The 24,742-nt window shown below is 46.7% G+C and carries 19 protein-coding genes and 1 pseudogene; 15 read left to right on the top strand and 5 right to left on the bottom strand.

The features are described 5' to 3' along the window. Nucleotides 1-441: 441 nt before the first annotated feature. The 6 genes from hpsA (at nucleotide 442) to RH949_RS02025 (ending at nucleotide 10,129) form a co-directional block, all read left to right on the top strand. Complete coding sequence (gene hpsA / locus RH949_RS02000; RefSeq protein WP_446351750.1) at nucleotides 442-5,268, top strand: hormogonium polysaccharide biosynthesis protein HpsA; 4,827 nt, start codon at nucleotides 442-444, stop codon at nucleotides 5,266-5,268. A 3-nt stretch (nucleotides 5,269-5,271) separates the two neighbouring features. Then, nucleotides 5,272-5,946 (top strand): hormogonium polysaccharide secretion pseudopilin HpsB, encoded by a 675-nt coding sequence (gene hpsB, locus RH949_RS02005; RefSeq protein WP_446351751.1) that lies wholly within the window; start codon nucleotides 5,272-5,274, stop codon nucleotides 5,944-5,946. Nucleotides 5,947-6,039: 93 nt separating this feature from the next. Beyond that, a complete protein-coding gene (gene hpsC, locus RH949_RS02010) occupies nucleotides 6,040-7,083 on the top strand; it encodes a hormogonium polysaccharide secretion pseudopilin HpsC (RefSeq protein ID WP_446351752.1) in 1,044 nt (347 codons plus the stop codon). 36 nt (nucleotides 7,084-7,119) lie between these two features. Further along, on the top strand, nucleotides 7,120-7,773 hold the full coding sequence (locus tag RH949_RS02015; protein ID WP_446351753.1) for a pilus assembly FimT family protein: 654 nt from the start codon (nucleotides 7,120-7,122) through the stop codon (nucleotides 7,771-7,773). A gap of 234 nt (nucleotides 7,774-8,007) precedes the next feature. Further along, entirely contained in the window at nucleotides 8,008-8,595 is a 588-nt protein-coding gene (locus RH949_RS02020) for a pilus assembly FimT family protein (RefSeq protein ID WP_446351754.1), read from the top strand. 205 nt (nucleotides 8,596-8,800) lie between these two features. Continuing rightward, nucleotides 8,801-10,129 carry a bifunctional folylpolyglutamate synthase/dihydrofolate synthase gene (locus tag RH949_RS02025; RefSeq protein WP_446351755.1) on the top strand — a complete coding sequence of 443 codons (1,329 nt, stop codon included), beginning with the start codon at nucleotides 8,801-8,803 and terminating at the stop codon, nucleotides 10,127-10,129. Between the two features lie 318 nt (nucleotides 10,130-10,447). Here the strand turns inward: RH949_RS02025 and RH949_RS02030 are convergent, their stop codons facing one another. Both RH949_RS02030 and RH949_RS02035 read right to left on the bottom strand, forming a co-directional pair. Next, nucleotides 10,448-11,866 (bottom strand): ABC transporter substrate-binding protein, encoded by a 1,419-nt coding sequence (locus RH949_RS02030; RefSeq protein ID WP_446351756.1) that lies wholly within the window; start codon nucleotides 11,864-11,866, stop codon nucleotides 10,448-10,450. Between the two features lie 223 nt (nucleotides 11,867-12,089). Next, nucleotides 12,090-12,971, bottom strand: a complete 882-nt coding sequence (locus tag RH949_RS02035; protein WP_006099664.1) for a pentapeptide repeat-containing protein — start codon at nucleotides 12,969-12,971, stop codon at nucleotides 12,090-12,092. A gap of 285 nt (nucleotides 12,972-13,256) precedes the next feature. Here RH949_RS02035 and ilvD point away from each other — a divergent pair, with 285 nt between their 5' ends. After that, nucleotides 13,257-14,960 (top strand): dihydroxy-acid dehydratase, encoded by a 1,704-nt coding sequence (gene ilvD, locus RH949_RS02040; RefSeq protein WP_006099706.1) that lies wholly within the window; start codon nucleotides 13,257-13,259, stop codon nucleotides 14,958-14,960. Nucleotides 14,961-15,143: 183 nt separating this feature from the next. After that, nucleotides 15,144-15,317, top strand: a complete 174-nt coding sequence (locus RH949_RS02045; RefSeq protein WP_006099760.1) for a hypothetical protein — start codon at nucleotides 15,144-15,146, stop codon at nucleotides 15,315-15,317. Between the two features lie 297 nt (nucleotides 15,318-15,614). Here RH949_RS02045 and RH949_RS02050 read toward each other — a convergent pair whose 3' ends face one another. Further along, a complete protein-coding gene (locus RH949_RS02050) occupies nucleotides 15,615-16,817 on the bottom strand; it encodes a hypothetical protein (protein WP_446351757.1) in 1,203 nt (400 codons plus the stop codon). 732 nt (nucleotides 16,818-17,549) lie between these two features. Between RH949_RS02050 and RH949_RS02055 the strand changes: the two genes are divergently transcribed. The 5 genes from RH949_RS02055 (at nucleotide 17,550) to RH949_RS02075 (ending at nucleotide 22,112) form a co-directional block, all read left to right on the top strand. Further along, the gene (locus RH949_RS02055; protein ID WP_446351758.1) at nucleotides 17,550-17,681 is read left to right on the top strand and encodes a hypothetical protein; all 132 of its coding nucleotides are present in this window, start codon (nucleotides 17,550-17,552) and stop codon (nucleotides 17,679-17,681) included. Between the two features lie 36 nt (nucleotides 17,682-17,717). After that, nucleotides 17,718-17,933, top strand: a complete 216-nt coding sequence (locus RH949_RS02060) for a hypothetical protein (RefSeq protein ID WP_446351759.1) — start codon at nucleotides 17,718-17,720, stop codon at nucleotides 17,931-17,933. A 3-nt stretch (nucleotides 17,934-17,936) separates the two neighbouring features. Then, a complete protein-coding gene (locus RH949_RS02065; protein ID WP_446351760.1) occupies nucleotides 17,937-18,545 on the top strand; it encodes a glutathione S-transferase family protein in 609 nt (202 codons plus the stop codon). A 396-nt stretch (nucleotides 18,546-18,941) separates the two neighbouring features. Then, on the top strand, nucleotides 18,942-19,814 hold the full coding sequence (locus RH949_RS02070) for a pentapeptide repeat-containing protein (protein ID WP_006099893.1): 873 nt from the start codon (nucleotides 18,942-18,944) through the stop codon (nucleotides 19,812-19,814). Nucleotides 19,815-20,000: 186 nt separating this feature from the next. Next, a complete protein-coding gene (locus tag RH949_RS02075) occupies nucleotides 20,001-22,112 on the top strand; it encodes a tetratricopeptide repeat protein (RefSeq protein WP_446351761.1) in 2,112 nt (703 codons plus the stop codon). A 130-nt stretch (nucleotides 22,113-22,242) separates the two neighbouring features. Here the strand turns inward: RH949_RS02075 and RH949_RS02080 are convergent, their stop codons facing one another. Further along, on the bottom strand, nucleotides 22,243-22,380 hold the full coding sequence (locus RH949_RS02080; RefSeq protein WP_446351762.1) for a hypothetical protein: 138 nt from the start codon (nucleotides 22,378-22,380) through the stop codon (nucleotides 22,243-22,245). Nucleotides 22,381-22,558: 178 nt separating this feature from the next. On the opposite strand from RH949_RS02080, the gene RH949_RS02085 reads away from it, so the two are divergent. Next, a complete protein-coding gene (locus RH949_RS02085; protein ID WP_006099647.1) occupies nucleotides 22,559-23,308 on the top strand; it encodes a response regulator transcription factor in 750 nt (249 codons plus the stop codon). Nucleotides 23,309-23,690: 382 nt separating this feature from the next. Next, the gene (locus RH949_RS02090; protein WP_006099870.1) at nucleotides 23,691-24,275 is read left to right on the top strand and encodes a thioredoxin family protein; all 585 of its coding nucleotides are present in this window, start codon (nucleotides 23,691-23,693) and stop codon (nucleotides 24,273-24,275) included. A 252-nt stretch (nucleotides 24,276-24,527) separates the two neighbouring features. On the opposite strand, the pseudogene RH949_RS02095 reads toward RH949_RS02090, so the two are convergent. Next, nucleotides 24,528-24,742, bottom strand: a pseudogene (locus RH949_RS02095) (hypothetical protein); the annotation flags it as partial.

Raw genomic sequence — 24,742 nt, forward strand, 5'->3', positions numbered from 1 at the left:
CAGCTAGCATTCTCAACAGCCAGCTTTTCCAGCCACTGAATTTTTTCCTTGAGGATGATAGGTTTTCTCGACCTATTGGGTAGGCTAAGAGTAGTCAGCCTACTCAGAGCCTACTCCGATAGGCTAGCTAAGGGTTGAGTCTATTGTTAAGAAAGCCGAATGACGGTTGTTTCGGTAATCTCCCTATCTCTAGAGGGACACAGTTTTTTATCCCGTCGTTTACTATACAGGTAGCATGGGGATTTTATCCGGACAATGCCTACAAATATTATTAGCCCAACTCAGACTTCATGAGTTAACGCACTCTATATTTTCTTTAATTGGTCAATCTTTAAGAATCGGCTTTTGAGATAGCATACCCTAGCTACATACCATTGACTCGATGACCTTAAGCCATCACCACCCCTCCCAATCAATATCAAGTTTGACAGGAAACCCACTATGTCAACGTCAAAAAAGCTCGTCAAGACTGCTCAACATCTGTGCCAACAGATATCTCGGATAGCGAGAACCGTTACCAAAACTGTAATGCAATGGTTCTTACGCCGACTTTTTATATTAAAAGGGCATCCTCGCCAAAGCCAAGCGGGTTTTTTGTTGCCAACGGTAACCATGGTAGTTTTAGTGGTGGTGCTGCTGACGACAGCCATTGTATTCCGCTCCTTTGACCGTACCCGAAATGCCAGTAATGTCCGGATAGATCGGTCAGTGATGGCAGCCGCCACTCCAGCCCTTGACCGCGCTCAAGCCAAGATTGAAGCGTTATTTGACGATCCGACGCTGCCTCGGGCAACTCCCTCGGATACCGCTCTATATAATACATTTCAAGCTAATAAATATACCTTGCCGGATGAGACGCGCCTGAAACTCGCTTATGATTTTGGCGATGGCGCGGGTGGCACAACTCCAAATAATACTATTGATACGAGTAACGTCTTAGAGCAAAATGAAACCCTAAATACAGCCTGGAGATTTCCGGTTGACACGGACGGAAATGGAAAGTTTGATAGCTATACCCTCTATGGCATCTATTCCCGAAATCCAACCCGCAATCCAGCGACGGGCGACTTTAACCGAGCCAGAAAACCGTTAGAGGCGAGAACGCCCCCCATGGATGATGGCGTTGTTGGCGGACAGTGTGCGGCGGCGCTGGGTACGAGTGCTAGCTTAGTGGGAGACTCGGATTGGTTTAAATCAGGGAGTAATCTGAAAAAGAGTATTTTTGTTTACGTGGCTACGGTTCCGATTCAAACCCCACCAGCGAGTCATCAAGTGGGAAACGCTGGTGATTATGAGCCGCATGTCGGTAATAAAGGCTTTTCCGCGTTAGAACAGCAACAAGATCGGGCGCTTGTCCCCCTGAGTAACAACGCCGTATGGTTTCAGGATGATGTGCAAATTAGTAACCTGGGGGGTGAATTTGCCCTGAATGGTCGTGTCTTTACTAACAGTAATTTATTGGCGGCAGGAGCGTTTGGGAACAAAGCCATTTTCCGTCAGGTTAGCGCTCCCACGTCCTGTTACTACAACGAAGAAAATGGCAAGATGCTTGTGGGCGGAAATGTGGCAAATGGGGGAATTGATGAAAACTCGGACGGGGGTTTAGTGGAAGTCCATCGCTTTAATGGACTGGGTGTAGAACCTACGGCTCAAAATGTTGCTGACGGAATTAAAGGTACAAACAAAACCACGACGAGTGCTGGCGGTAGTGCTGTCGGATACAACACCCTGGCTTACGCGGAACGGATTAGCCAGATGGTGGATGTGGCGTTTAACGACTATGTCCCCAGCGGAGGACTAACCAGCGCTACGGCTATTGATAGCGTTGCAGAATATCCGGATCAAGTCAAAACTCGTTATAAAGAGCGCTACGGAACCAACGACGCCGACACCATTCTCAGAGAAGAATTGGAACTTTACTTTATACAGCGGACTCGCCGAGTTCCGTTCGCTGAGGTAGCGTTTGGAACTGATGCTTTTGCTGGTGTTACCAAAACGAGTCCCTTTGGTGCAACCAATCCTGTCAGACCGCCGGATGCTTGGATGTCGATTGCCAGTGGTGATACGGGATTAACCCTACAATACCTTAAGGCAACGCTGCCAGAGCAGCAGGAGCAAGAGGGGAAAGAGTTTTTCATTGGCGATCGCATAATTGCTGGCAATAACCTGCCTCCCATTTGGGCAAAATTCAGTGGCGGCTCTTTTGATAGCTTTGCGGAGGAAGGAGAAAGTCAGGAGATTTCTGGTCAAACCTGGTTCGACAAAGATGGAAATGATAGTGGTGAGACGCGGACGCGCCAAAGCCAGATTGAAGAGCAACCTGATTTGGGGAATATTGATCGCAACGGCTTTTGGGAAAATGAAGCGGTTAAACAACCAGCCGCGACAGAAAACTCTGGGGGGTTACGCATCGTTACTGGGGCGGGGATTTATTATAATTCCGGTTCAACTGCTCCTGCGCTAAGTGCGGCATCATTCCTACCCAGACCAGCAGATTTAGACCGACCCAGACCACCAGGTTTAGCCAATGGGGTATCGCGACTACCTGCTGATGTTACTCTGGCAGGTACTCCTACCCCCTATCAATTGGTGTGGCCCGACACCATGCCGATGACCCATCCAGATAATCCCGTGACTACTGGAGTCGATGAGAGTACTCAGCCAACCGATCTGCGGATGCGGGCGACAGCCGTTTATCACTACGAAGAGGATAGTGGGAAAGATCAGCTACCGATCGCTTGTGTGAGTAGCTACTTCGATCCCACGAATGCAACGACTGCTCAAAATAACGTTAACGCTGATGGCGGCTACGGCATTGATGCAACCAATGGCAAATCGAATAATGGTGTGTCCTATCCACGTTCTTACAGTACGCGCAGTCTTTCAGGTTGGTTACCTGAACTCAGAGTTCAGGCGGCGATGATGTTTCCCAATGGACGACTCGCTAACCCAGCTCTGCACAAAGCGCTGAGTAAAATGAACAGTAGCGGTACAGCTTTGTCTGGTGAGACCCTAACGATGGCAGACTATTCAGCCGTTGATGCTGCTGTCTGCTCCATCAGAATTTTGACAGAAGCGCCTTTTCTGCCTAATGATAGCGTTATTCCCCACGGCACGATTAAAGAAGCGGCGTTTCTAGATGCTAGAGAAGTTAAATCGCTTAATCGTGGTAGTGACGAGACTGAAATAGCATCAACCAATACCCACTTTTCTGATGCTTATGATCTGCCCATAGAACAGCGGCAACCCCTAGAAATTCGGGTGACGGAGATTGACTTAAATCTTCTGAGAACAACAGGAATTGGCACGGCTAGCAATAGTACTGCTAACGACCCAAATAACGATGAAGAATTCTTACTGCCCAATAGCGGGATTATCTACGCGACGCGGGAGGATGCTCTACCTGATCGCAGTGCGACTATAACAGAAACAGACGATTCTGCAACAACCAACATAGATGAATCAGGGTTCGCCGACTTTGATGAATCTTCCAGCACCAAATTAGTTAGCCCAACAGACTTTAAACTTGACCCGACTCGGCGTCCCAATGGTATCCGGCTGATTAATGGTATCGATCTTTCTCGCAAGTCATTCTACCGGATTAAGGAAAAAGGTTTAATTCTGGTCTCTAATCTTCCGGTTTACATTAAAGGAGATTTAAATGAACACGATTTCCAAGAATTTACCACAGGGACAACGTTTTATGATCGTACTGGTTTAGAGGATGACTTTGCTTGCCGTCCAGGTCAAGCTGGATGTGGGACGACTGGAGATAAGTGGCGACCAACAACCATCATCTCTGATGCGGTGACTCTGCTTTCGGGTGATTTCCGGGATGGTTTCCGTCAGGAGGGAGACTACGATCTGAGAAATAATGCGGGTAACTCAGCGGTAACAGCTCGGTTGCAAAATGGGTTCTGGTGGAATAACTTTGTCACCAATGCTGCCTGGGATGGAGATGGTGATGGATATCCTGATCCCAGAACCTCTTACTTGACTAATGGAGTTACACCGATTCAGCGACGAGCCGAATTCCCTGAATATTTGATGGAAGTTTGCCCGAAGGTGCCTGTATCCGAGTGTGGATCGACTGACTGGTATATCAATCCAAGCGCTGGAACCAGAACATCAGATATTACAACAGTTCCTGTTGCTTTCAACATCGCGACTCATCCATCAGGAACAACGGCTCAAGGTCCGGCTCCAGCATTGCAAGGATTTCCCCGGCGGATTGCCTTCCGCAGAGATGTTAATGGTGAACTTGTCAATCGAAATGGTGCTGTCATTACTAATCTTTCTATGAACGGTGTAGCCAACGCACCAGTTCCCATGGGGATTACCGGAGGAAATATTAACGATTTTCCCTACTATGATGCTAGTGGAGTCAGATTGACTACCACTCCAGATCTCACCGCTAGCCCTACCTCTACCTGGTTTTGGATAACCGATCAAGACAATCCAACTTTAGCTCCTGGTGGTGATGTGCGCTATAACGACACAAACTTACTGTATCTCCAACCGGGTTCGATAACTGCTGTAACTGACCAACCTGGGTTAGTTCCCATGTTGCAAATACATTCACCTCAAGGCACTCCAGGTGATAACAATGATGTTTTTGGTGGCGCCAATCGTGGTTTCATGGAAGAAGAATGGCTGCAAATAGCACCAGCCGATACGATGACGCGAAGCTCAACCATTGCTAACGCGGCATTTGTGTCCGGTGATTCCCCCGGAAGACCCAGTGAAAGTGGTGGGGGTTTACCTAACTTCGTGCGCTTCTTGGAAAACTGGGGAACTCCTGGGGGTACAGGAGGTACTCGCGGAACCGTAGACCCACGGACGGCTGAAATTGATGGTAGCTTTATCCAGACGAGGAAGAGCGCTTACGCTACCAGTCCAATTATGGCAACCAACGCCGGGACGAGTGCAGTACGTTCTCTGTTCTACGGTGAAGCTGATAAAAAAACGTATCGAGGAGGTGCTAATAACAGCAAATCCCCCTTCTACGCCGCACCTAATCGACAGTGGGGGTTTGATGTGGGGCTACTGACTCAATTACCTGACCTCTTCGCCCAACGATTCACCACACCACCGGCTGAACCGCCGAACGAATATTTCCGGGAAGTGGGACGAGATGATCCCTGGATTCAAACTCTATTATGTGCTGGGGCGGCGAGCGATCGCCTCGGTACAGCCAGTGGTGTTACGTTCTCCCGGGCAATTGACAATCCCCCATCCGATTGTCCAACCATTCCGAATAACTCATAGACCATGCATACTAGCCAATCCACTAACGCCAAACCCCAACCTTTCCCGGAGTCCCCTGAATCCGGTTTCACCATCATCGAGTCATTGATAGCCATTATTGTGGTCACTATCTTGATGGTGGGACTCTCCCCCTTGATTGTCTTGGGAGTGGCTAACCGGGTTCAGGCGCGGCGAGTGGAACAAGCTTCGGAAGCGGCTAGAGCTTACATTGATGGGGTGCGTTCAGGCGCCATTGACGATCCCGGAATTACCTCAACAGAACTCAATGCTGTGGCTGCGCCAACAGCAGCGTCATTAAGCTGTAGTGCTAATGCCTACAATGACCCAACCACTCGTCAATTGTACTGTATCGACGTAGACGGCGATGGCTGGAACCAAAATGAACCAGGGGATTTAGTGGTTCAGGCTTTTGGGTATCATCCAACCTCCACTGACCCTGATGATGGCTATGCAATGGGTATTCGGGTTTACCGCGCCGATGCGTTCAGCACCAGCGGAGCGCTGAAAAAGAGTAGTCCCACTAGCAGGGAACGGGCAAATACGGTGGGTCGAGGATTGGGTGAGGGGAAAAAGGCTCCTCTAGTTGAACTGACCACAGAAATCGGTACAACTAGCACGACATTAGACGATTTAAGAGATCGTCTTGCTCCTCCAGCAAGTCCCAGTCCCAGTCCCTAATCCGCTGAATCAAACATTGTCGAGGGTCGAAAACATAGCTAATTAGCCAAGATAGCAATAAATAATCGAGTTCGCGAAGGGAGAAACAACCCGATGATCAACACCCTAAAATTCATTCTACTCAATTCGATAAAACGCTCTCAACGGGTGAGACAAGTAAGCGGCTTTACCTTAATTGAGTTGCTAGTCGCCATGATTATGGCGGCTCTGGTGATTACTCCCTTGCTTGGCTTTGCCATCAATATTTTACAGGCTGACCGTCGAGAACAAGCGAAAACGACCTCTCAACAAGAAATCCAAGCCGCCCTTGATTACATTGCTAGGGATTTAGAACAAGCTGTTTATATTTATGATGCCAATGGCGTCGAGAGGGTAAATAGTTCAACGGCGACGAGTTCTGGGATTCAAGACCAAATTCCCCCAGGGGTGTCAATAACGGGTTGTGACAGTAGTACAACCACCTGTAAACCTGTGCTGGTCTTTTGGAAACGAAAATTTCTCAGCAGTAGCGATACATTTAATAATGGGGGAACCTCCATTACCGTGGGCAGTCTCACGAATAATAATGATACATTTGTCTACTCATTAGTCGGCTATTACTTAATTGAAGATAATAGCAGTGGAACCTGGTCAAATACTGCCCGCATAGGTCGATTTGAAATCCGTGATGGTATCCGCCGAGCGCCACAGTCAGATGGAAGCTGTCCTACGGGAACTTCCTCTAGAACAGAGGGAACTGAGACGGTATGCTATGCTTTGCTACCAAGCTCAGGTTTTATGCCCTTTAATATGCAGTTATCGGGGGATTTGAGTACCCGGATGAATCAGTGGACAAAACATTCCGATAGTTTCCCCAATAACATGACTGTGCTAATCGATTATGTTGACCAAAGTACCACAGGAATCACACCAACCTGTGCAGGTTCCCAACAACAAGTTCCTGCTACTCCAGTCGGCGGTTTCTATGCTTGTGTCGATTCAGATCGAACTATAGCAGAAGTCTTTATTCGCGGCAATGCTCTGGCTCGGATTCGGGGCGGAAGCTCCCCACCGGATTATAGTTCACAAGAAAGTGCTTTCTTTCCCACAGGCAAAATCAGGGTGCAAGGACGAGGATTGCTCGGTGTTGAAAATTAACCGAATAGCAGTAGAAGAAACCTAGTGAGACGAAAAATGTTACCACGATTGTACCAGAACGACATCGGAATTGAGTTAAGGCGATTACGTCGCTCATCCCAGGATGGGGGATTTACGCTAATCGAGATGATCGCGGTCATCCTAATTATCGCTGTGTTGAGTGCGATCATTGCTCCTGGCTGGTTAGCGTTTGTCAACCGTCAACGGGTGGCGAAAGTGAATGATGCCGTTTATACTGCCATCCAGCAGGCGCAACGGGAAGCGAAGCGGACAAAGCTTAGTTATAGTGTGAGTTTTAAAAATGATTCAGATCAATTAAAGGTTGCCGTTTATCCGGACGGAACCACTAATACTGATATACCTTGGAAACCTTTAAATGAGGGTTTAGATATTAAGGAAGGACAAGTTATTCTATGTTCTGATATTAGCGAAACCGTAGCCAATGAATCCATAAATTCCGCTACCTGTACAACGGCTTCAGGTACTAATAAAAGAACGATTACGTTTGATTATCAAGGAAATCTCGATCCGGGCGCTAATATTGGTACTGATGGTATCGGGGTGACTGTAGCCATACCCGAATCTGCTGGTTCTCAAGTCCCGATTCAATCTACAGCTCGCTGTGTGATTGTGAAAACCTTAATTGGCTCAATGGTTATGGAAGAAGATGCAACTTGTCCTCTTCCGTAATTAGAGGGTAAAAAACTATCGTTATTGTAAAATAATATTAATTTTAAATAAGTAAAGATTAGCTTAGTTAAGACTTTTAACATTACCCTGTTCAGAGAAAGACCTTTGTCGCAAAATACCTAATGGGAGTTGCCAGAGGAGCATCCCATTTTTAGAGAATTGTAGCCGATTATCTATCAGGTTAAATCGCAACCTGCAACTTCTGAGTATGAGTTGAATCAGGGTAACTTTGTCATGCTACAAAATAATTTATTCACCCCAAAACCTGTACCTAGTACCACGGAAGGATTTTCATTACTGGAACTGATTGTAGTCGTTTTCATGATCGGGATATTAAGTGCGATCGCGGCTCCGGGTTGGCTACATTTTGTTAATATACAGCGTTTGAATACAGCGCAATATCAAGTTTACCAAGCGATGCAAGCGGCGAAAAGTAACGCCACACGGGATAAACTGACTTGGCAAGTGAGTATTCGAGAAGTGAATGAGCAAGTTCAGTGGGCGTTGCATCGGGCTGAATCGGGGTATTCTATCCCTAATACAGCGAATTGGCATAGTCTCGATTCCCATATCCAAGTTTACAAAGATCAAAATGACCAAGGCAAACATGAAACAACGTTACACAAAGACAGTCCCAATGGACCGTGGCACGTCCAGTTTAATTACAAAGGCAATACCAATGGACAACTGGGACAGATTACACTCATCCCCAAAGATAATAGCCAGATTCAACGTTGCGTTTATGTGTCTACCTTAATTGGCACCTTACGGATGGGTGAAAATAATGATAAACCCAATGATAGTGACAAGTATTGTTATTAGGCTCTAGCCTGGGGAGGAAATCGAATCATTTTACGGCGTAGGGGAATAACTCTAGGGAAAAGATCCCCCCTCGCCCCCCTTCAAAAGGGGGGAACGATTCGCTTCGTTTCCAGGTTTCGCCTCCCCTAGTCGGTTATGGAAAAGGGCGCACGTCGGTGATGAAACAGGGCGCACGTCGGTGCGCCCCTACGAGTTTGGTATTGGTATGGATATTAATTCTCTGCTGCAACCCTATCAACGTTTTGGTGTTCACCTGGGTTTAGAACGCATCCAGCGACTTCTGGCGGCGTTGGGGAATCCCCATCAGCGTGTGCCGATAATTCATGTGGCGGGAAGCAATGGGAAGGGTTCGGTTTGCGCTTATCTTTCCTCGGTTCTCAGTGAAGCGGGGTATCGAGTAGGACGCTATACGTCTCCTCATTTAATTGATTGGACGGAACGGATCTGTATTAATCAATACCCGATTTCTACGGCAGAATTGGTAAACGTTCTGGAACAGGTGCAAGGGGCGATTCCCCCAGATAGCGAAGAGTCGCCGACGCAGTTTGAAGTGATTACGGCGGCGGCTTGGTTATATTTTGCCCAGAAACAGGTGGATATTGCGGTGATTGAGGTGGGGTTGGGGGGACGCCTGGATGCGACGAATGTCTGTGATCAGCCTTTGGCGACGATTATTACCTCAATTAGTCGGGAACATTGGCAGGTTTTGGGTTCGACGCTGAGTCAAATCGCTACGGAGAAAGCGGGTATCCTGAAACCGAATTGTCCGGCGATTATCGCCCCTCTCCCACCGGAAGCGAAAGCTGTTGTCCAATCTCGGATTGAGGAGTTAAATTGTCCGGTAACCTGGGTAGAACCTGCCCAGAAATTCAATCGGCAAACTGTAGTCAGGGCGGGTTTTGAACCAAGGTTATCATCAATCGCGACACCCAAGTCCCTAAACCCGCCCCTACATCAAAATGCAGATGCGCCATTATGGGCAAGTTATGCTGGAATAATTTATCCATTGCCCTTGCTGGGGGAGATTCAGTTAACGAATTCTGCTGTGGCGATCGCGACGCTTCAATCCCTGATTCACCAAGGCTGGCAAATCCCTGAGTCTGCGATTGTTTCGGGGATGGCAAAGACGCAATGGTTGGGACGTTTACAATGGACTGAATGGAAGAATTATCGCCTATTAGTAGATGGCGCTCATAATCCGGCGGCGGCGACAGGTTTGCGTGAGTATGTGGATACGCTGAATACGTCTGTAACTTGGGTAATGGGGATACTCTCAACTAAAGAGCATGAGGGGATTTTTCGGGCGTTACTTCGAGGGGGCGATCGCGTTTACTTGGTTCCTGTGCCTGATCATAGCTCAGCCGAGCCGGAAGAATTGAGTGCGATCGCGCGATCGGTTTGTCCTACTCTTGCCGATTGTCACACCTATCCTAACTTAGAAGCTGGACTGCAAGCGGCGACAGCTACGGCTTCTGATTCTACCATTATCCTGTGCGGTTCTCTTTATCTGGTGGGTTATTTTCTTGGTTCGTAGTTGCGCTTCAGCGCCGATATAACTTTGAGGTGAGTTCCTACGTTGGAGCGATGAAGGGCTAAAGCCCTTACTACAAAGCATTTATCCTAACTTAGAAGCTGGACTACAAGCGGCGACAGAAACAGCTTCTGATTCTACTATTGTTCTCTGCGGTTCCCTGTACAGGTGACTTAATCAAACAAGATGACACCTTTAAGCTGTTCGGCATTTAAACCATAATGTCAAGAATTGCGAGATCCTTGTAGTGCGTTAAGCGAAGCCATGCCGCAGGCTTTGCATCTTGCTCGCTACTAATACCCAATTTAAATGCATTTCAGCTTATCCTGAAAAACCCTCATAATTTAACCCTAGATGAAACCTGGCAAAATTAACTGGTTTGTAGTTGCGCTTCAGCGCCGATATAACTTTGAGGTGAGTTCCTACGTTGGAGCGATGAAGGGCTAAAGCCCTTACTACATACAAACTATCCCACATCTGGGCTGCATCAGCTACCGCTTGTTCTACCTCCTTTTCTCCTAACATTGCTGCCTGTAAGTTCTCATAAATTGCGGCTTGTAACTTATTTAAATCCTTCATCGCTGGTACTAATACCTCCGCCTCTGTTAACTGATTGGCACTAATTGCCCGTGCTTGTTCTACGGGTGAAGCATTCGGATTACTTGACAATTGCGCTTGATACTGTTCCACTGCTGCAATGGTTGACGGTAAAACATTTGCGGCTTGAGCAAAGGCTAACTGATTCTCGGTATTTGTCACAAATAGAGCAAAGTTTAAGGCATCCTCTGGATTATTTGTATCCCGTGGAATGACTAAATTCATTACCGCCACATTCTTTTTCCCGGTTTTTCCAGTAATTTGAGGGGATGTCGCTGATACTTTGGCAATGTCGGGAGCGTTGGTTTCAATGGTTTTTAAGAATTCCGCACCGGATGCTAGTAATGCTGTCTCTCCCGCTTGATATAATTCAATCGCATTTCGATGTCCTTGGGTGAGAACTTCTCGCGGTAAGAGTCCTTTTTGATACAAGTCTACCCAATACTTAAAGGCTGCAATTCCTTCCGGCGTATTAAAGGCAGCTTTTCCTTCTGCATCGACTAACTGCACGCCCATCTGCACAAAGGATTCCAACACTTCACTGGAATCATCGGGGATAAAGGTGACAAAAAAGGCATATTTCCCTGTCTTATCTTTCACCTGCTGGGCAACCTCTGCCAATTCAGTATAGGTTGTGGGCGGTTGACTAATTCCGGCTTGCTTAAGTAAATCTTGATTGTAAATCGTTACCCGTGTGGTTAGATACCAGGGGATACCAAAACTTTGATTATCAATCGTACTCGCTTGCCAGATTTTGGGTAAATATTGCTGGCGAATTTCATCGGGGATTGTCTCTTCTAACTCTAACCAAGCATTACGAGTGGCAAGCTGAGAGGCAAAGCTAGGATTTAAGTTAACCACATCCGGTGCTGTTTTTGCGGATACGGCGGTTAAGATTTTACGCTCCATTTCTGCCCAAGGGACATCCACCCAGCGTACGTTTACGTCTGGGTTTTCGGCTTCAAAGTCACCGATGACTTGATTAAAATACTCGGTAAACTGAGGCTGAAGCTGCATTGTCCAGAACTCTATTTCTCCAGCGGCTGAGGGGGCGGGGGTGGGGCTACAGCTTACCAGCCAACTTAACAGCCATCCCAACAGGGCAAATAGTCCAAATTGTTTCCAGGTTTTGATCCGAATCATATTGAGATATTACACCATTTTAAGACTCCCACATCATCCGCCAAGAACTCAAGTTCTTGGCTCAAAGCTTAAGTCCATTAAAATGGACTAAAATGCTTATTTGGTTATCAACCCGGTGGGCAGTGCCCACCCTACTCCTACTCCTGGACATAAATTTTGTCACCTAAGTTAAGAGTTGTCGAAAAAAATTAATCCCTTGTTCCCTGTTTCCTGTTGCCTTCCCTCACTCATAACTTGATCCATCGGGTAATATCGCCCCGGTTAATGTCGCACCGCGTAGGTTAACCTGATCCATATTGGCATCGAGTAAAACGGTTTCTAGTAAAATTGCTTCAGTTAAATTAGACCAGCATAGTTTGGCGCGATATAAATTAGCTTTGCTAAGATTAGCACCTCGTAGGGTTGTCCAACAAATACTTACGCCTCTGAGTTTAGCCCCAACGAGTATCGCTCTGGTCAAGTTAACGCCATTAAGCCGAGCCTGACTTAAATCGACTTCAGTTAAGTCTGCCTGGGTAAAGTTAGCACCATGTAACAGGGCTTTGTTCAGATTTGCCTGTTTTAAGTTTGTCTCTAGAAGAATCGCATTTGTCAAATTCGCCTTTTCTAAATTGGCGCTAATTAATGTAGCATAAGAAAGATTGGTGCGACTGAGTGAAGCGTCTATCAATTTTGCCTGATTTAAGTTAGCTTCCCGCATGATTGCCTCACTGAGAATGGCTTCCGACAGATTGGCACGACTGAGATTCGCACCATTCAAGGTAGATGCTCGCAAACTGGCATTGATTAAATTGGCTTCACTAAGATTAGCTTGGGTTAAGTTACTCGAAATTAGGTTCGCTTCGACCAAATCTGCGCCACGTAAGGTGATTTGAGTGAGATTGGCTTCTCGAAAGTTGACAAGTTTGAGAGACGCCCCAGTTAGATTGCTTTGGCTTAAGTCAGATCCTCGTAGGTTGGCATGAGTCAGATCAGCACCAATCAGGGAGGCGTTTCTAAGATTAACTCGTCTGAAGTCCCGTTCCCCTACTGCATATCGTCTCAGCAGTTCATCGGCATCCATAATCGTGTTTTGATTGCCTAGGTAGATGTGCATCAAAGGCATTAAGTCATCAAGTTTACCGTAAGGGATTCATGATTGGTGAGTCGTGAGTGATAATGAAGAAATTGTCCTGTAGCAGGGTAGGTGATGAGGAGCAGGGGGTGCAGGGGGAGCGGGGGGAGCGGGGGGAGCTGGGGGAGCGGGGGAAGCTGGGGGAGCTGGGGGAGCTGGGGGAGATGGGGAAGATGGGGAAGCTGGGAGACAAAATTTCTATAGCCTATTACCCTGTTCCCTATTCCCTGACAAATGACATAAGACAAATGACGAATAACAAAGGAAAGTAAGCCAATGTCAGACAACCTGAGAAGTCAAGTCGTTACCCAAGGTGTGCAACGATCGCCAAATCGTGCCATGCTTCGTGCTGTCGGTTTTAGCGATCGCGATTTTACTAAGCCAATTGTTGGGTTAGCGAATGGTTATAGTACAATCACGCCCTGTAATATGGGCATCAATGATTTAGCGCTAAGGGCAGAAGCCGGACTTAAACAAGCGGGGGCGATGCCGCAAGTCTTTGGTACTATTACGATTAGCGATGGTATCTCTATGGGTACTGAGGGGATGAAATATTCCCTGGTGTCACGGGAAGTGATTGCCGACTCCATCGAAACCGTCTGTAATGGTCAAAGTATGGACGGAGTGCTGGCAATTGGTGGCTGTGATAAGAATATGCCTGGGGCGATGATTGCGATCGCGCGGCTGAATATTCCGGCTATTTTTGTCTATGGGGGAACGATTAAACCCGGACATCTGGATGGACAAGATTTAACGGTTGTCAGCGCCTTTGAAGCAGTGGGACAACATAGCGCGGGTAAGATTACAGAAGAACAACTGGTAGCTGTCGAACGAAACGCTTGTCCGGGTGCGGGTTCTTGTGGGGGAATGTTCACCGCTAACACCATGTCCTCGGCATTTGAAGCGATGGGGATGAGTTTACCCTATTCCTCGACGATGGCAGCAGAAGATGCCGAAAAAGCAGACAGTACGGAAAAATCGGCGTTTGTTCTGGTTGATGCGATTCGTCAGCAAATCCTGCCTAAGCAGATTTTAACCCGCCAAGCCTTTGAAAATGCCATCTCGGTAATTATGGCAGTGGGTGGATCAACGAATGCGGTACTGCATTTACTGGCAATTGCGCGGGCGATCGGGGTAGAGTTATCCCTGGATGACTTTGAAACCATTCGTGCTAAAGTTCCGGTTCTGTGTGATCTTAAACCCAGTGGCAGATATGTAGCGACAAACTTACATCAGGCGGGTGGTATTCCCCAAGTGATGAAAATGCTGCTGGTTCATGATTTGTTACATGGTGAGGCATTAACGATTACGGGGCAAACCCTAGCGGAAGTCTTAGCCGATGTACCTGAGGAACCACCCTCAGATCAAGATGTGATTCGTCCCTGGGATAATCCCATGTATACTCAAGGACATTTGGCGATTTTAAAAGGAAATTTGGCAACCGAAGGCGCGGTGGCGAAGATTACAGGCGTGAAAACCCCCCAAATTACGGGTCCAGCACGAGTCTTTGAATCCGAGGAAGCCTGTCTGGATGCAATTTTGGCGGGTAAGATTCAAGCTGGAGATGTGATTGTGGTGCGTTATGAGGGACCCAAAGGAGGTCCGGGAATGCGGGAAATGTTAGCGCCAACCTCAGCAATTATTGGTGCTGGCTTAGGGGATTCCGTGGGATTAATTACCGATGGTCGCTTTTCTGGTGGAACCTATGGTATGGTGGTCGGTCATGTTGCCCCAGAAGCCGCCGTTGGGGGTGCGATCGCGTTAGTCGAAGAAGGGGATTCGATTACGATTGATGCTCCGGCGCGATTATTACAGATTAATATATCCGATCAGGAACTGCAACAACGCCGCGCCAAGTGGCAACCTGCCAAACCCCGATATACCAAAGGAGTGCTGGCGAAGTATGCCAAATTAGTGTCTTCTAGCAGTTTGGGTGCGGTGACAGATTTTGAATCGGTGATGAATCAGATAACGGAGTGATGGGATGATCAGGGAGTTAAGAGAGCAGAAGCTATCGGGATCAATCCCTTCTGCCCTCTACTCTCTGCCCTGAAGCCTTTCTGCGGTGAATTTTTCTTTTTCGCACATAATTGTTAAAATATGAAACAATTGTAATATTTTGTAGCGATTTTGGGATAAGAAGCCCATTTAGCAGAATAGATTATGGCAGATAGAACAACAACCAAAAATAAAAACACTCAAGCTGAGACACAACAAGCGCTAGCGAGACGAAATCAAAATGTAACCGCGCTGGATGTTCAGCCTTTACCAAATAATCGTCCGATTGCGGCTAATGCGACTGAATCGAGTGATGAACTCATGGGCTATTTGGACTAATTCACTATTGGCTAGATATGAATATTACCGATTTCCTCACTGGAGATCGGTGTTTTTTCTGGGGGAGTTTTCTTGGCTTTTCTGGGCAACTCAGTTTATTGTTGATACCAAAGGAAATGGGGTAGCATCCTTCCAACCTATGGCATCACCTTGCTCAGGGAAAATTTACCCTTGCTCCCAGACGTAGAATGCTACCTACGTCTCTACATGCTCCCCCAGCTTCCCCAGCTTCCCCAGCTCCCCCAGCTCCCCCAGCTTCCCCTGCTTCCCCTCACCAAAAGACTTATTCCGCAGCCCCTAGTTAGGGGAACCCGCACCACCTGATAGAAAACTGACGAGCTTTTTCAGTGCAGGAAAACTTTCTTTGGTTCCTTGACTGGAAAAGCCAATAATTTTGGAGAACTCCTTCTCAGATAATTCACCAGACTGATACTGTGCAAACGCATCAACCACCCGAGTTAAATCGTCTACAGAAAACTCAAAACCTTGTTTCCTAGCAAAGTCTACCACCACTGGAGCATTATTCGTGAGGGCTTGCGCTTCTGCGGCGTCGAGTTCTGAATAACTACTAATGTCTCCATCGCCAACACCGAGTAATGTTCCCAGTTGTTGTTGGAGTTGTTTATCTTCGGCGGTTTTCTGCATAAACTGTAACACCTTGGGAACAGTCGTTGCTGGTTTTTCCACGGGAACCAATTGTCCATTAATTTTTTGGTAACGAGTTCCGCGATAGACAAACTCTAGAGTTTGTTTAATTGAGGGTAAACTTGCTGGTATCCCTTGATCAGACAATCCCAGAATTTTAGCTAACTCTTGATCGGATAGTTCATTGGATTTATATCGCACAAAGGCATCAACAACCGTTGTGAGTTGTTCAACGGAAAAGTCAAACCCATGTTGAGCCGCAAATTTTACCACTAACGGGGCGCGATCGCCGATTAACGCAGCGGCTTCTTGCTGATCCAATTCGGAATAGCTACTTATGTCGCCGTCACCGACTCCCAATAATGCTCCTAATTTTTGTTTAACTTCCGGATCGTCAGCCGTTTTCTGCATAAATTGCAGGACATTGGGTGTAGAATTCACCGATTCATGTACGGGGACTAGCTTACCATTAATGCGTTTATAACGAGTCCCCCGATATACATAGTCTAATGTCTTGGTAATTGAGGAGATACTTTCTTTTGTCCCCTGATCTAGGTTAGATACACAAATAATCTTTGAGAAATCGTTAGCCGATATTTCGCCTGATTGATACTGTTGAAACGCATCTACCGTTGTTCTTAAGTCTTCAACGGAAAAGTTAAACCCTTGTTGGGCGGCAAACTTGACAACTAAGGGGGCGCGATCGCCTGTTAAGGCGTCGGCTTCTTGAGCATCGAGTTCCATTTGACTACTGATATCCCCATCGCCAACCCCTAGCACTTCCCCTAGGTGTTGCTGTAGCTGTTCGTCTTCTGCGGTTCTCCGCATAAATTGCAAGGCTTTTGTGGTTGTCATCTCACTTATCCAGGTTGCCATTCTTATAAAGAGAAAATTTTACCTGAATTACATCGCCATTCAATATAGCAATCCTAAATAGGATGCAACAAGCGAAATGCTTGAAACCCAGGTATAGCAAGGGTTTCATTTTTGAAAATTGCCACAACCTAAATAGGATTGCTATAGTTTTTAACAACTCTTAAACCATGCGGTTTAATGTTTTGTTGTTTTTTCTGTATAATGTTCAATTTGAACAGACTTATAGTTGACAATTGTTATTTTTTGGACGGTTAACAGAAGGGAGTTTGCTTACATAATTATCGTTGTAACTAATTGTTAAAAATAAAATTGCTGTAATAAAACCCTGAATTTCCCTTGTTAAAAGCAAAATCGAGAAAAGTCTTTAAAAAACTTAAAATTAAAGTTTACTTTTATTAAACAAATAGAATCCATGAAACAACGCAAACACGTCCGATTCATAAGATGAATTTATAATGAAGTCCTCTACTGACCTAGCCCTTAATCTTCACGCAATCTTCAAGAAAAAGGTATTGACAATAAAGCAAAAATATGGATTAACGCGGAACAACAGTAAATTATCTGCATCAGTAGGATGTGCTGATACGAAGTTGGGTTCTAACATGTCATTCTGAGCGAAATGTGAAGCTCTCGCTATATTGAGGAGCGAGCGTCAGAATCTTTGAGATGCTTCGCTACTGTTCCTTCGCTTTGCTCAGGACTCCGCTCAGCATGACAGATTATCTCTTTGACTGTAACTTGTATGACGGTGCGATCGCGTTTTTGCCCTTTGGTGATTTCGCAATCCACCTAATCCTGAAGCCGATTCACTACTATTCAATAAAGAGCGATCGCACGCCTTGAAGTTAGAATAGAGTTCAATGTTTAAAGCGATTAGTTATGCTGCATACATTTCGGGCAATTCTCAAAGGAAATGTACTCGAATGGCAAGAGGAAGTCAATCAGTGGTTTCAGGGCGATCGCACTGTTCAGGTTCTGGTTACTCTTTTAGACGAAGAGGCGAGCACGACAACCCATAGCCGTGGGCAACAAATGGCGGCAATACTAGAAAAATTAGCGCAGTCACAGGCATTTTCTGACATCGATCCGTCTTAACTAATGATGAAACTATACGATTTTTTAGCGTCTGGCAACTGCTATAAGGTGCGTTTGTTACTGACTCAACTTGGGATTCCGTTTGAGCGGGTAAACGTGAATATATTACAAGGAGAAAGCCGAACTCCTGAATTTATGCCCAAAAATCTCAATGGACGAGTTCCTGTGTTAGAAGTTGAACCGGGTAAATTTCTGGCAGAATCCAATGCCATTTTATGTTATCTGAGCCACGGAACACCATTTCTACCTGATGATCCTTGGCAACGAGCAAAAGTACTCCAATGGTTATTTTTTGAACAATATAGCCACGAACCCTATATCGCCACATCCAGATATTGGATCTCGATACTGGGAAAAGCAGAGGAGTATCAGCAAGCACTCGCCCCAAAACGCCAACCCGGGTATGCAGCGCTAACCGTGATGGATACTCATTTACAGCAGCATAGATTTTTTGTGGGCGATCGCTATACCATAGCGGATATTGGCTTGTTTGCTTACACTCATGTTGCGGATGAAGGCGGCTTTGATTTAAGCAAATTTCCTGCTATCCTGAGTTGGTTAGAACGGGTTACGCTTCAACCGGGACATATTCCCATCACCCCAAATAAGTAATCCATGTAACAATCAAGTTCGTAGTTGCGCTGTCTTCGCTATAATTCGAGCTAAAAACTCTGCAATACCTTGATCTGACCCCACCCTATCCCTCCCCTTATCAAGGGGAGGGAACTCGAAAAGCTTTGGTTAGGTTGGTTCCTAATCTTGAAATTAATACTATGATTAAGATTGATCTGTCGAGAAAATAAATCAGGTCAGCGCATCTACTGGCAAATAAGTCACGACTCAAGTTGGTCAAGTTGCTGTGAATGCCGCCAAAGCATCCGATCTATTAACCCTCGTTGACGCTCTCTACTCAGCCTTTCAATTATTTGTAGAGAATTAAATGGGCATTGGCTGTACAAACTCCGCAACGAGACGACTAAGGGTTAGCCACAATAAAGGTAGATTCAGATGAACCCTGATGAACTATTGAGTAGATACCAAGCTGGCGAACGAGATTTTTTTCTCATCGACGTTAATGGAGTCAACCTGATGGGTGCGACTCTGAGAGCGGTCGATTTAACTCATGCAAACCTGAGCCAAACGACATTAGTCCAGGCTAACTTGAGCCGCGCTACCCTACATAATGCCAATTTGCAGGGAGTTGACTTGCAAGGAGCCAATCTGCGAGGTGCTGACTTGAGTGGTGCTGATTTGATGGGAGCGAATTTAGTGGCGGCTGATTTGAGTTTTGCCACGTTGACGGGTGTGGATTTAACTGGGGCTAATTTAAGTTTTGCCCGGTTGATGGGCGCTGATCTCAATGGTGCTAACCTCTGCCAGGTTAAGCTATTGGGCGGGGATCTGCGGGGTTCTCTGTTAATTGGCGCTAATCTCAGTCGCAGCAATCTAAGTCGCAGTTATTTATTTGAAGCTGATTTAAGTGAGGCAAATCTGGAGCAAGTTAAGTGGCAAAGCAGTCTGTACAATCTGCAAACTGATTTTCCTGCAGCGTTCGATCCTCAGCGAGGGGGTGCTTATTTAATTGCGCCTGATGTCTCTCTCGCCGGAGTGGATTTAAGTGGTGTTAATCTCAAGAGAGAAAATTTACAAGGGGCGAATCTGAGTCGGGTCAATTTAAGTAAGGCTAACTTACGTTGGACAGACTTCCGTGATGCCAACTTGCAGGACGCAAATTTGAGTGAGGCGATTCTCAGTGGCGCTAACTTACAAGGGGCTTCTTTGAGTCAGACAAATCTGGAAGGGGCGAATTTAAGCGGTACGACGATGCCCAATGGGGAGTTACATCAATGTCATGGAATTCAGAAATTGGCTGGGAGGTAGGGAAGCTGGGGGAGCTGGGGGAGCAGAGGGAGCTGGGGGAGCAGAGGGAGCAATGTAGAGACGTGCCATGGCGCGTCTGGAAGCTGGGGAAGCTGGGGAAGCTGGGGAAGGGATTGGCAAAAATTTGTGTAAGAATCAATCATATCATTACTGCATGGCAATGCTGGGATTGGCTTGATAAAACCAATGAACTTGGCTCTCGGACAAACAATTGGTGGACGCTATAATATTGTGCGGCAACTGGGACAAGGTGGGTTTGGTGCTACATTTGTTGCCCAAGACCAACATTTGCCTAGCGATCGCGATTGTGTGGTGAAGCAACTCAAACCCCAAGCGACTGACCCGTTTACGTTGCAGACGGCGCGGCGTTTGTTTGAAACGGAAGCTAAAATCCTGCATCAGTTGGGTCATCATCACCAAATTCCCCAGCTATTTGCCTATTTTGAAGAGAGTCAAGAGTTCTATTTGGTGCAGGAACTGGTTGAAGGAGATAATCTGAGTCAGGAATTGACGCCGGGAACGCAGTGGTCAGATCAGCAGGTGATTGATCTGTTGCAGGAAATCTTAACTATATTAGCGTTTGTTCATCAGCATCATGTGATTCACCGAGATGTTAATCCCCATAACCTGATCCGGCGTAAATCGGATGGTAAGTTAGTCCTAATTGATTTTGGCGCGGTGAAACAAGTTAGCACTCAGGTGGTGCAGGGACAATCCTCTAGCTTTACGGTGGCGATTGGTACGCCGGGATATCGACCCAGTGAACAAGCGAATGGGAATCCCCGTTTGAGTAGTGATATCTATGCAGTGGGAATTGTGGGGATTCAGGCTTTAACGGGGGTAACGCCTCAGGAACTGCCAACTGATCCCGACAGTGGAGAAATTTGCTGGCGCGATCGCACGTCGGTTCGTCCCGAGTTGGCAAAAGTCCTAGATAAAATGATCCGCTACGATTTTCGCGAACGCTATCCCTCGGCGGAGGCGGCTCTGCAGGCGTTGAATGACTTGACTCAACCCACGAAGGCGACGGTGGCTTTAGGCGCTGCTTCTGCGTCATCGCCTGTGACTCAATCCTCTAAACGGAAGAAACTGATCGTTGTCCTATTAATTGCCATGGCGGTAATTGCTGGTGGGGGAGGGGCGACAGTGGCGATTATTAACTGGATTAATTCGACCAATGCCACCCAATCCTATAACCGAGGTGAAACACTGCTGGAGTTGAGGCGGTATGAGGACGCCCTCAGTGCTTATAATCGTGCGGTTGAACTGCAACCGGACTATGCTGAAGCTTGGCTGGGTCAAGGGGATGCGCTTTTGGCATTGGGTCAGTCTGAGGCGGCGTTGGATGCTTATGATCAGGCGATTCAGATTCAGCGTGAGTATCCAGAGGCTTGGAAAGGGCGAGGAGAGGCGTTAGCTGCATTGCAGCGTTATGAAGCGGCGATTAGTGCCTTTGATCAGGTCACGAAACTGCAACCGGAGGACGTGGAAACCTGGGAACGTCGCGGCATGGTACAGATGAAGTTACAGCGCTATTCGGCGGCGATCGCATCTTACGATAAAGCCTTAGAGATTCAACCCAATTATGCCTCAGCCTGGTATCAGCGTGGCTGGGCATTCCATAATTTACAACAGTATGAAGAGGCGCTTCAATCTTATGACAAAGCGGTGGAACATAAGCCCGATTCCGCCGAATATTGGTATCAACGGGGGAATGCGTTTGTCAATTTGAACAAACATCGTGACGCGGTGGACTCTTACCAGAAAGCGGTTCAGTTCCAGCCAGATTTTTACCGGGCGTGGTACAGTCAGGGCAGTATTTTGAATAATTTAAATCAATATCAAGAGGCGTTAGCCGCATTTGAACAAGCGGTTAAACTTCAGCCCAACAGTTATGAGGCGTGGTATGGTCGGGCTTGGGCGTTGCATCAATTGCAGCGTTATGATGAAGCGTTAATGGCTTACGAGAAGGCGGTGAAACTGAGACCCAATTCTGAGCAAGCCTGGTATAACCGGGGGAATGTCTTCTATACATTGGAGCAATACCAAGACGCGATCGCGGCGTATGACCAAGCTGTTGCCCATAAGCGCAGCCATTACCAAGCTTGGAATAGTCGCGCTAATGCTTTATTTAACCTGAAGCGATACAACGAAGCCTTGACCTCTTATGAAAATGCTTTGACGTATCAACCCAATTACAAAGAGGCAACGCGGGGGAAAGAGCAAACGCAGCGTGAACTTGAGAAGTTGAAAAAAGAATCGAACCGGAAGTCATCTGAAGAAAATGATGATCAGTAATAAGAGCGATCGCTAACCCACTCTCTGATAAGCTGTCATGCATTTAAATTGGGTATTAGTAGCGAGCAAGATGCAAAGCCTGCGGCATGGCTTCGCTAAACGCACTACCATCCTTTCGCCGTTATTGATATTAAGGTTTAAATGCCGAACAGCTTACCAAATCCGGGTTGATTACCCCCTTGATAATCCAGTCTTTACCTAGCAAACTACCCTTTGGCAAGGCTTCGCCTATATTGGCGTAGCCGTGACGTTCCAGTCGCTGGGACAAAAAGGGTATTGCTCAAAGTTAACTCAATATTATACCTTATTTTCAAAAAAAAAACAGAAAATTTCCATTTTCTTCACAAGTAGTTTAGAATCAGCGCTTATAATCGGTACAGTATCTGTAGTTTTCTGTCACAGTTCTTATCCAACCTTAACAAGTCCTATTAGTAACCACTTAAGTGATGCATAGAATCCTTTTAATCGATGACGATCCCGCAATCTCAGAACTCGTCTCCATTAACCTAGAAATGGCAGGATACGAAGTTCACCAAGCACCCGATGGTATCAAGGGTCAGGCGCTAGCGCTGCAACTCCAGCCTGACCTGATCATGCTAGACTTAATGCTCCCTCGAGTCGATGGCTTTACCGTTTGCCAACGGTTGCGTCGGGATGAACGCACCACAGATATTCCCGTGTTGATGTTGACAGCTTTGGGTCAAACGCAGGATAAGGTAGAAGGGTTTAATGCTGGTGCGGACGATTATCTGACCAAACCCTTTGAACTCGAAGAAATGCTAGCACGGGTACGCGCCTTACTGCGACGTACTGACCGCATCCCCCAAGCCGCCAAGCATACGGAAATCCTCAACTATGGTCCTTTGACCCTGATTCCAGAACGGTTTGAGACGATTTGGTTTAATCAGACGGTCAAATTAACCCACCTGGAATTTGAACTGCTACACTGCTTGTTACAGCGTCATGGTCAAACGGTTTCTCCCAGTGAAATTCTCAAAGAAGTCTGGGGATATGATCCAGATGACGATATTGAAACCATTCGCGTCCATGTGCGTCACCTGAGAACCAAACTCGAACCTGATCCGCGTCATCCCCAATATATTAAAACAGTATACGGTGCGGGATACTGTCTGGAGTTACCCAATAGTGAAGAAACCGCTGAGGCGGGATCATCCAATTCAGCAAAAGCAGAATAGATTGGGGATTGGAGAAGTGGGGAGTGTTGAGACGCACCATTATTTATATGTGGGGGCGGGTTTAGGGATTTTCCTGTTGCGATGGATGATAGCATTTATTCAAAACCCGCCCTGATTAATGGGTAGGGGCGTTTCATCACAATTATTCTCAAACACATAAATTCAGTTAGCATCGGCAATCGAGGCTGAAATGGTCAAAATTTTTTGATAAACATCATGATTAACGGGCGCGGCTAATAACTGACGCTACACTTCAATCAACACCGTCAAATAGCATTCTCAACCCAACGCCCAAAACTGAACAATATCTCGTTGAGTAATCATTCCCACCTGTATGTTCAACAATCCAACCCTCTAATTAGTCAGCAAAGGAGTTAAAATCATGGCACTCACAGCCTCAACCATGTTACCTCTAGGCAACAAAGCCCCAGAATTCCAGTTACCCGATGTGGTATCGGGCGAAACGATATCCTTAGACACGTTTGCAGGGAAACAGGGATTAGTGGTGATATTTCTCTGCCGTCATTGCCCATTTGTCAAGCATGTTCAGGGTGAATTAGCTAAACTAGGTCGAGACTACCAGGATGCAGATCTGGGGATTGTAGCAATTAGCGCCAACGATGCTACGACTCACCCCGATGATGCGCCTGAGAAGTTAAAGGAAATGGCACAAGAATTAGGATTGACGTTTCCCTTGTGCTATGACGAAAGCCAGGAAACAGCGAAAGCCTATACCGCCGCCTGTACGCCAGACTTCTTTGTGTTCGATCGCGATCGCAAACTCGTCTACCGGGGACAATTCGACGATAGCCGCCCAGGGAATGATCAACCTGTGACAGGTAAGGATCTGCGATCCGCGATCGATGCGGTATTAGCACAGTCTCCCGTCAGTGAAGAACAAAAGCCCAGTATCGGCTGCAATATCAAATGGAAGCCAGGGAATGAACCCGCCTATTATGGCGCTTAAGGATATTTAGCGGTTGGGATTAGGGCACAGGTTTCATTTGTAGGGGCGGGTTTAGGGACAAACTTAACCCAGAAACCAATAACCTTTCTGCAAAACCCGCCCTGCCCCACCCTCTCATTACCCCGACATCTTTGGTATGCGATCGCGGTTGGGAATCCGATAGGTTTTGTTATCCCTTTTCAGGTTGGGATTAGGGCGGGTTTTGTGGTTGAATTTGAGGTAGATTTCCTCATGTAATCCCTAAACCCGCCCCTACATGTTTGGTGTGCGATCGCGGTTGAGAATCCGATCGGTTTTGTTATCCCCTTTCAGGTTGGGATTAGGGCGGGTTTCATTTGTAGGGGCGGGTTTAGGGACAAACTTAACCCAGAAACCAATAACCTTTCTGCAAAACCCGCCCTGCCCCACCCTCTCATTACCCCGACATCTTTGGTATGCGATCGCGGTTGGGAATCCGATAGGTTTTG

Origin of the sequence: Coleofasciculus sp. A1-SPW-01, from assembly GCF_040217205.1 — a bacterium.
GTDB lineage: Bacteria > Cyanobacteriota > Cyanobacteriia > Cyanobacteriales > Coleofasciculaceae > Coleofasciculus > Coleofasciculus chthonoplastes_A.

Coding starts and splice junctions, on each gene's coding strand:
- hpsA (WP_446351750.1), top strand. CDS start 442: ATGTCAACGTCAAAAAAGCTCGTCAAGACTGCTCAACATCTGTGCCAA.
- hpsB (WP_446351751.1), top strand. CDS start 5,272: ATGCATACTAGCCAATCCACTAACGCCAAACCCCAACCTTTCCCGGAG.
- hpsC (WP_446351752.1), top strand. CDS start 6,040: ATGATCAACACCCTAAAATTCATTCTACTCAATTCGATAAAACGCTCT.
- RH949_RS02015 (WP_446351753.1), top strand. CDS start 7,120: ATGTTACCACGATTGTACCAGAACGACATCGGAATTGAGTTAAGGCGA.
- RH949_RS02020 (WP_446351754.1), top strand. CDS start 8,008: ATGCTACAAAATAATTTATTCACCCCAAAACCTGTACCTAGTACCACG.
- RH949_RS02025 (WP_446351755.1), top strand. CDS start 8,801: ATGGATATTAATTCTCTGCTGCAACCCTATCAACGTTTTGGTGTTCAC.
- RH949_RS02030 (WP_446351756.1), bottom strand. CDS start 11,866: ATGATTCGGATCAAAACCTGGAAACAATTTGGACTATTTGCCCTGTTG.
- RH949_RS02035 (WP_006099664.1), bottom strand. CDS start 12,971: ATGCCTTTGATGCACATCTACCTAGGCAATCAAAACACGATTATGGAT.
- ilvD (WP_006099706.1), top strand. CDS start 13,257: ATGTCAGACAACCTGAGAAGTCAAGTCGTTACCCAAGGTGTGCAACGA.
- RH949_RS02045 (WP_006099760.1), top strand. CDS start 15,144: ATGGCAGATAGAACAACAACCAAAAATAAAAACACTCAAGCTGAGACA.
- RH949_RS02050 (WP_446351757.1), bottom strand. CDS start 16,817: ATGACAACCACAAAAGCCTTGCAATTTATGCGGAGAACCGCAGAAGAC.
- RH949_RS02055 (WP_446351758.1), top strand. CDS start 17,550: ATGACAGATTATCTCTTTGACTGTAACTTGTATGACGGTGCGATCGCG.
- RH949_RS02060 (WP_446351759.1), top strand. CDS start 17,718: ATGCTGCATACATTTCGGGCAATTCTCAAAGGAAATGTACTCGAATGG.
- RH949_RS02065 (WP_446351760.1), top strand. CDS start 17,937: ATGATGAAACTATACGATTTTTTAGCGTCTGGCAACTGCTATAAGGTG.
- RH949_RS02070 (WP_006099893.1), top strand. CDS start 18,942: ATGAACCCTGATGAACTATTGAGTAGATACCAAGCTGGCGAACGAGAT.
- RH949_RS02075 (WP_446351761.1), top strand. CDS start 20,001: ATGAACTTGGCTCTCGGACAAACAATTGGTGGACGCTATAATATTGTG.
- RH949_RS02085 (WP_006099647.1), top strand. CDS start 22,559: ATGCATAGAATCCTTTTAATCGATGACGATCCCGCAATCTCAGAACTC.
- RH949_RS02090 (WP_006099870.1), top strand. CDS start 23,691: ATGGCACTCACAGCCTCAACCATGTTACCTCTAGGCAACAAAGCCCCA.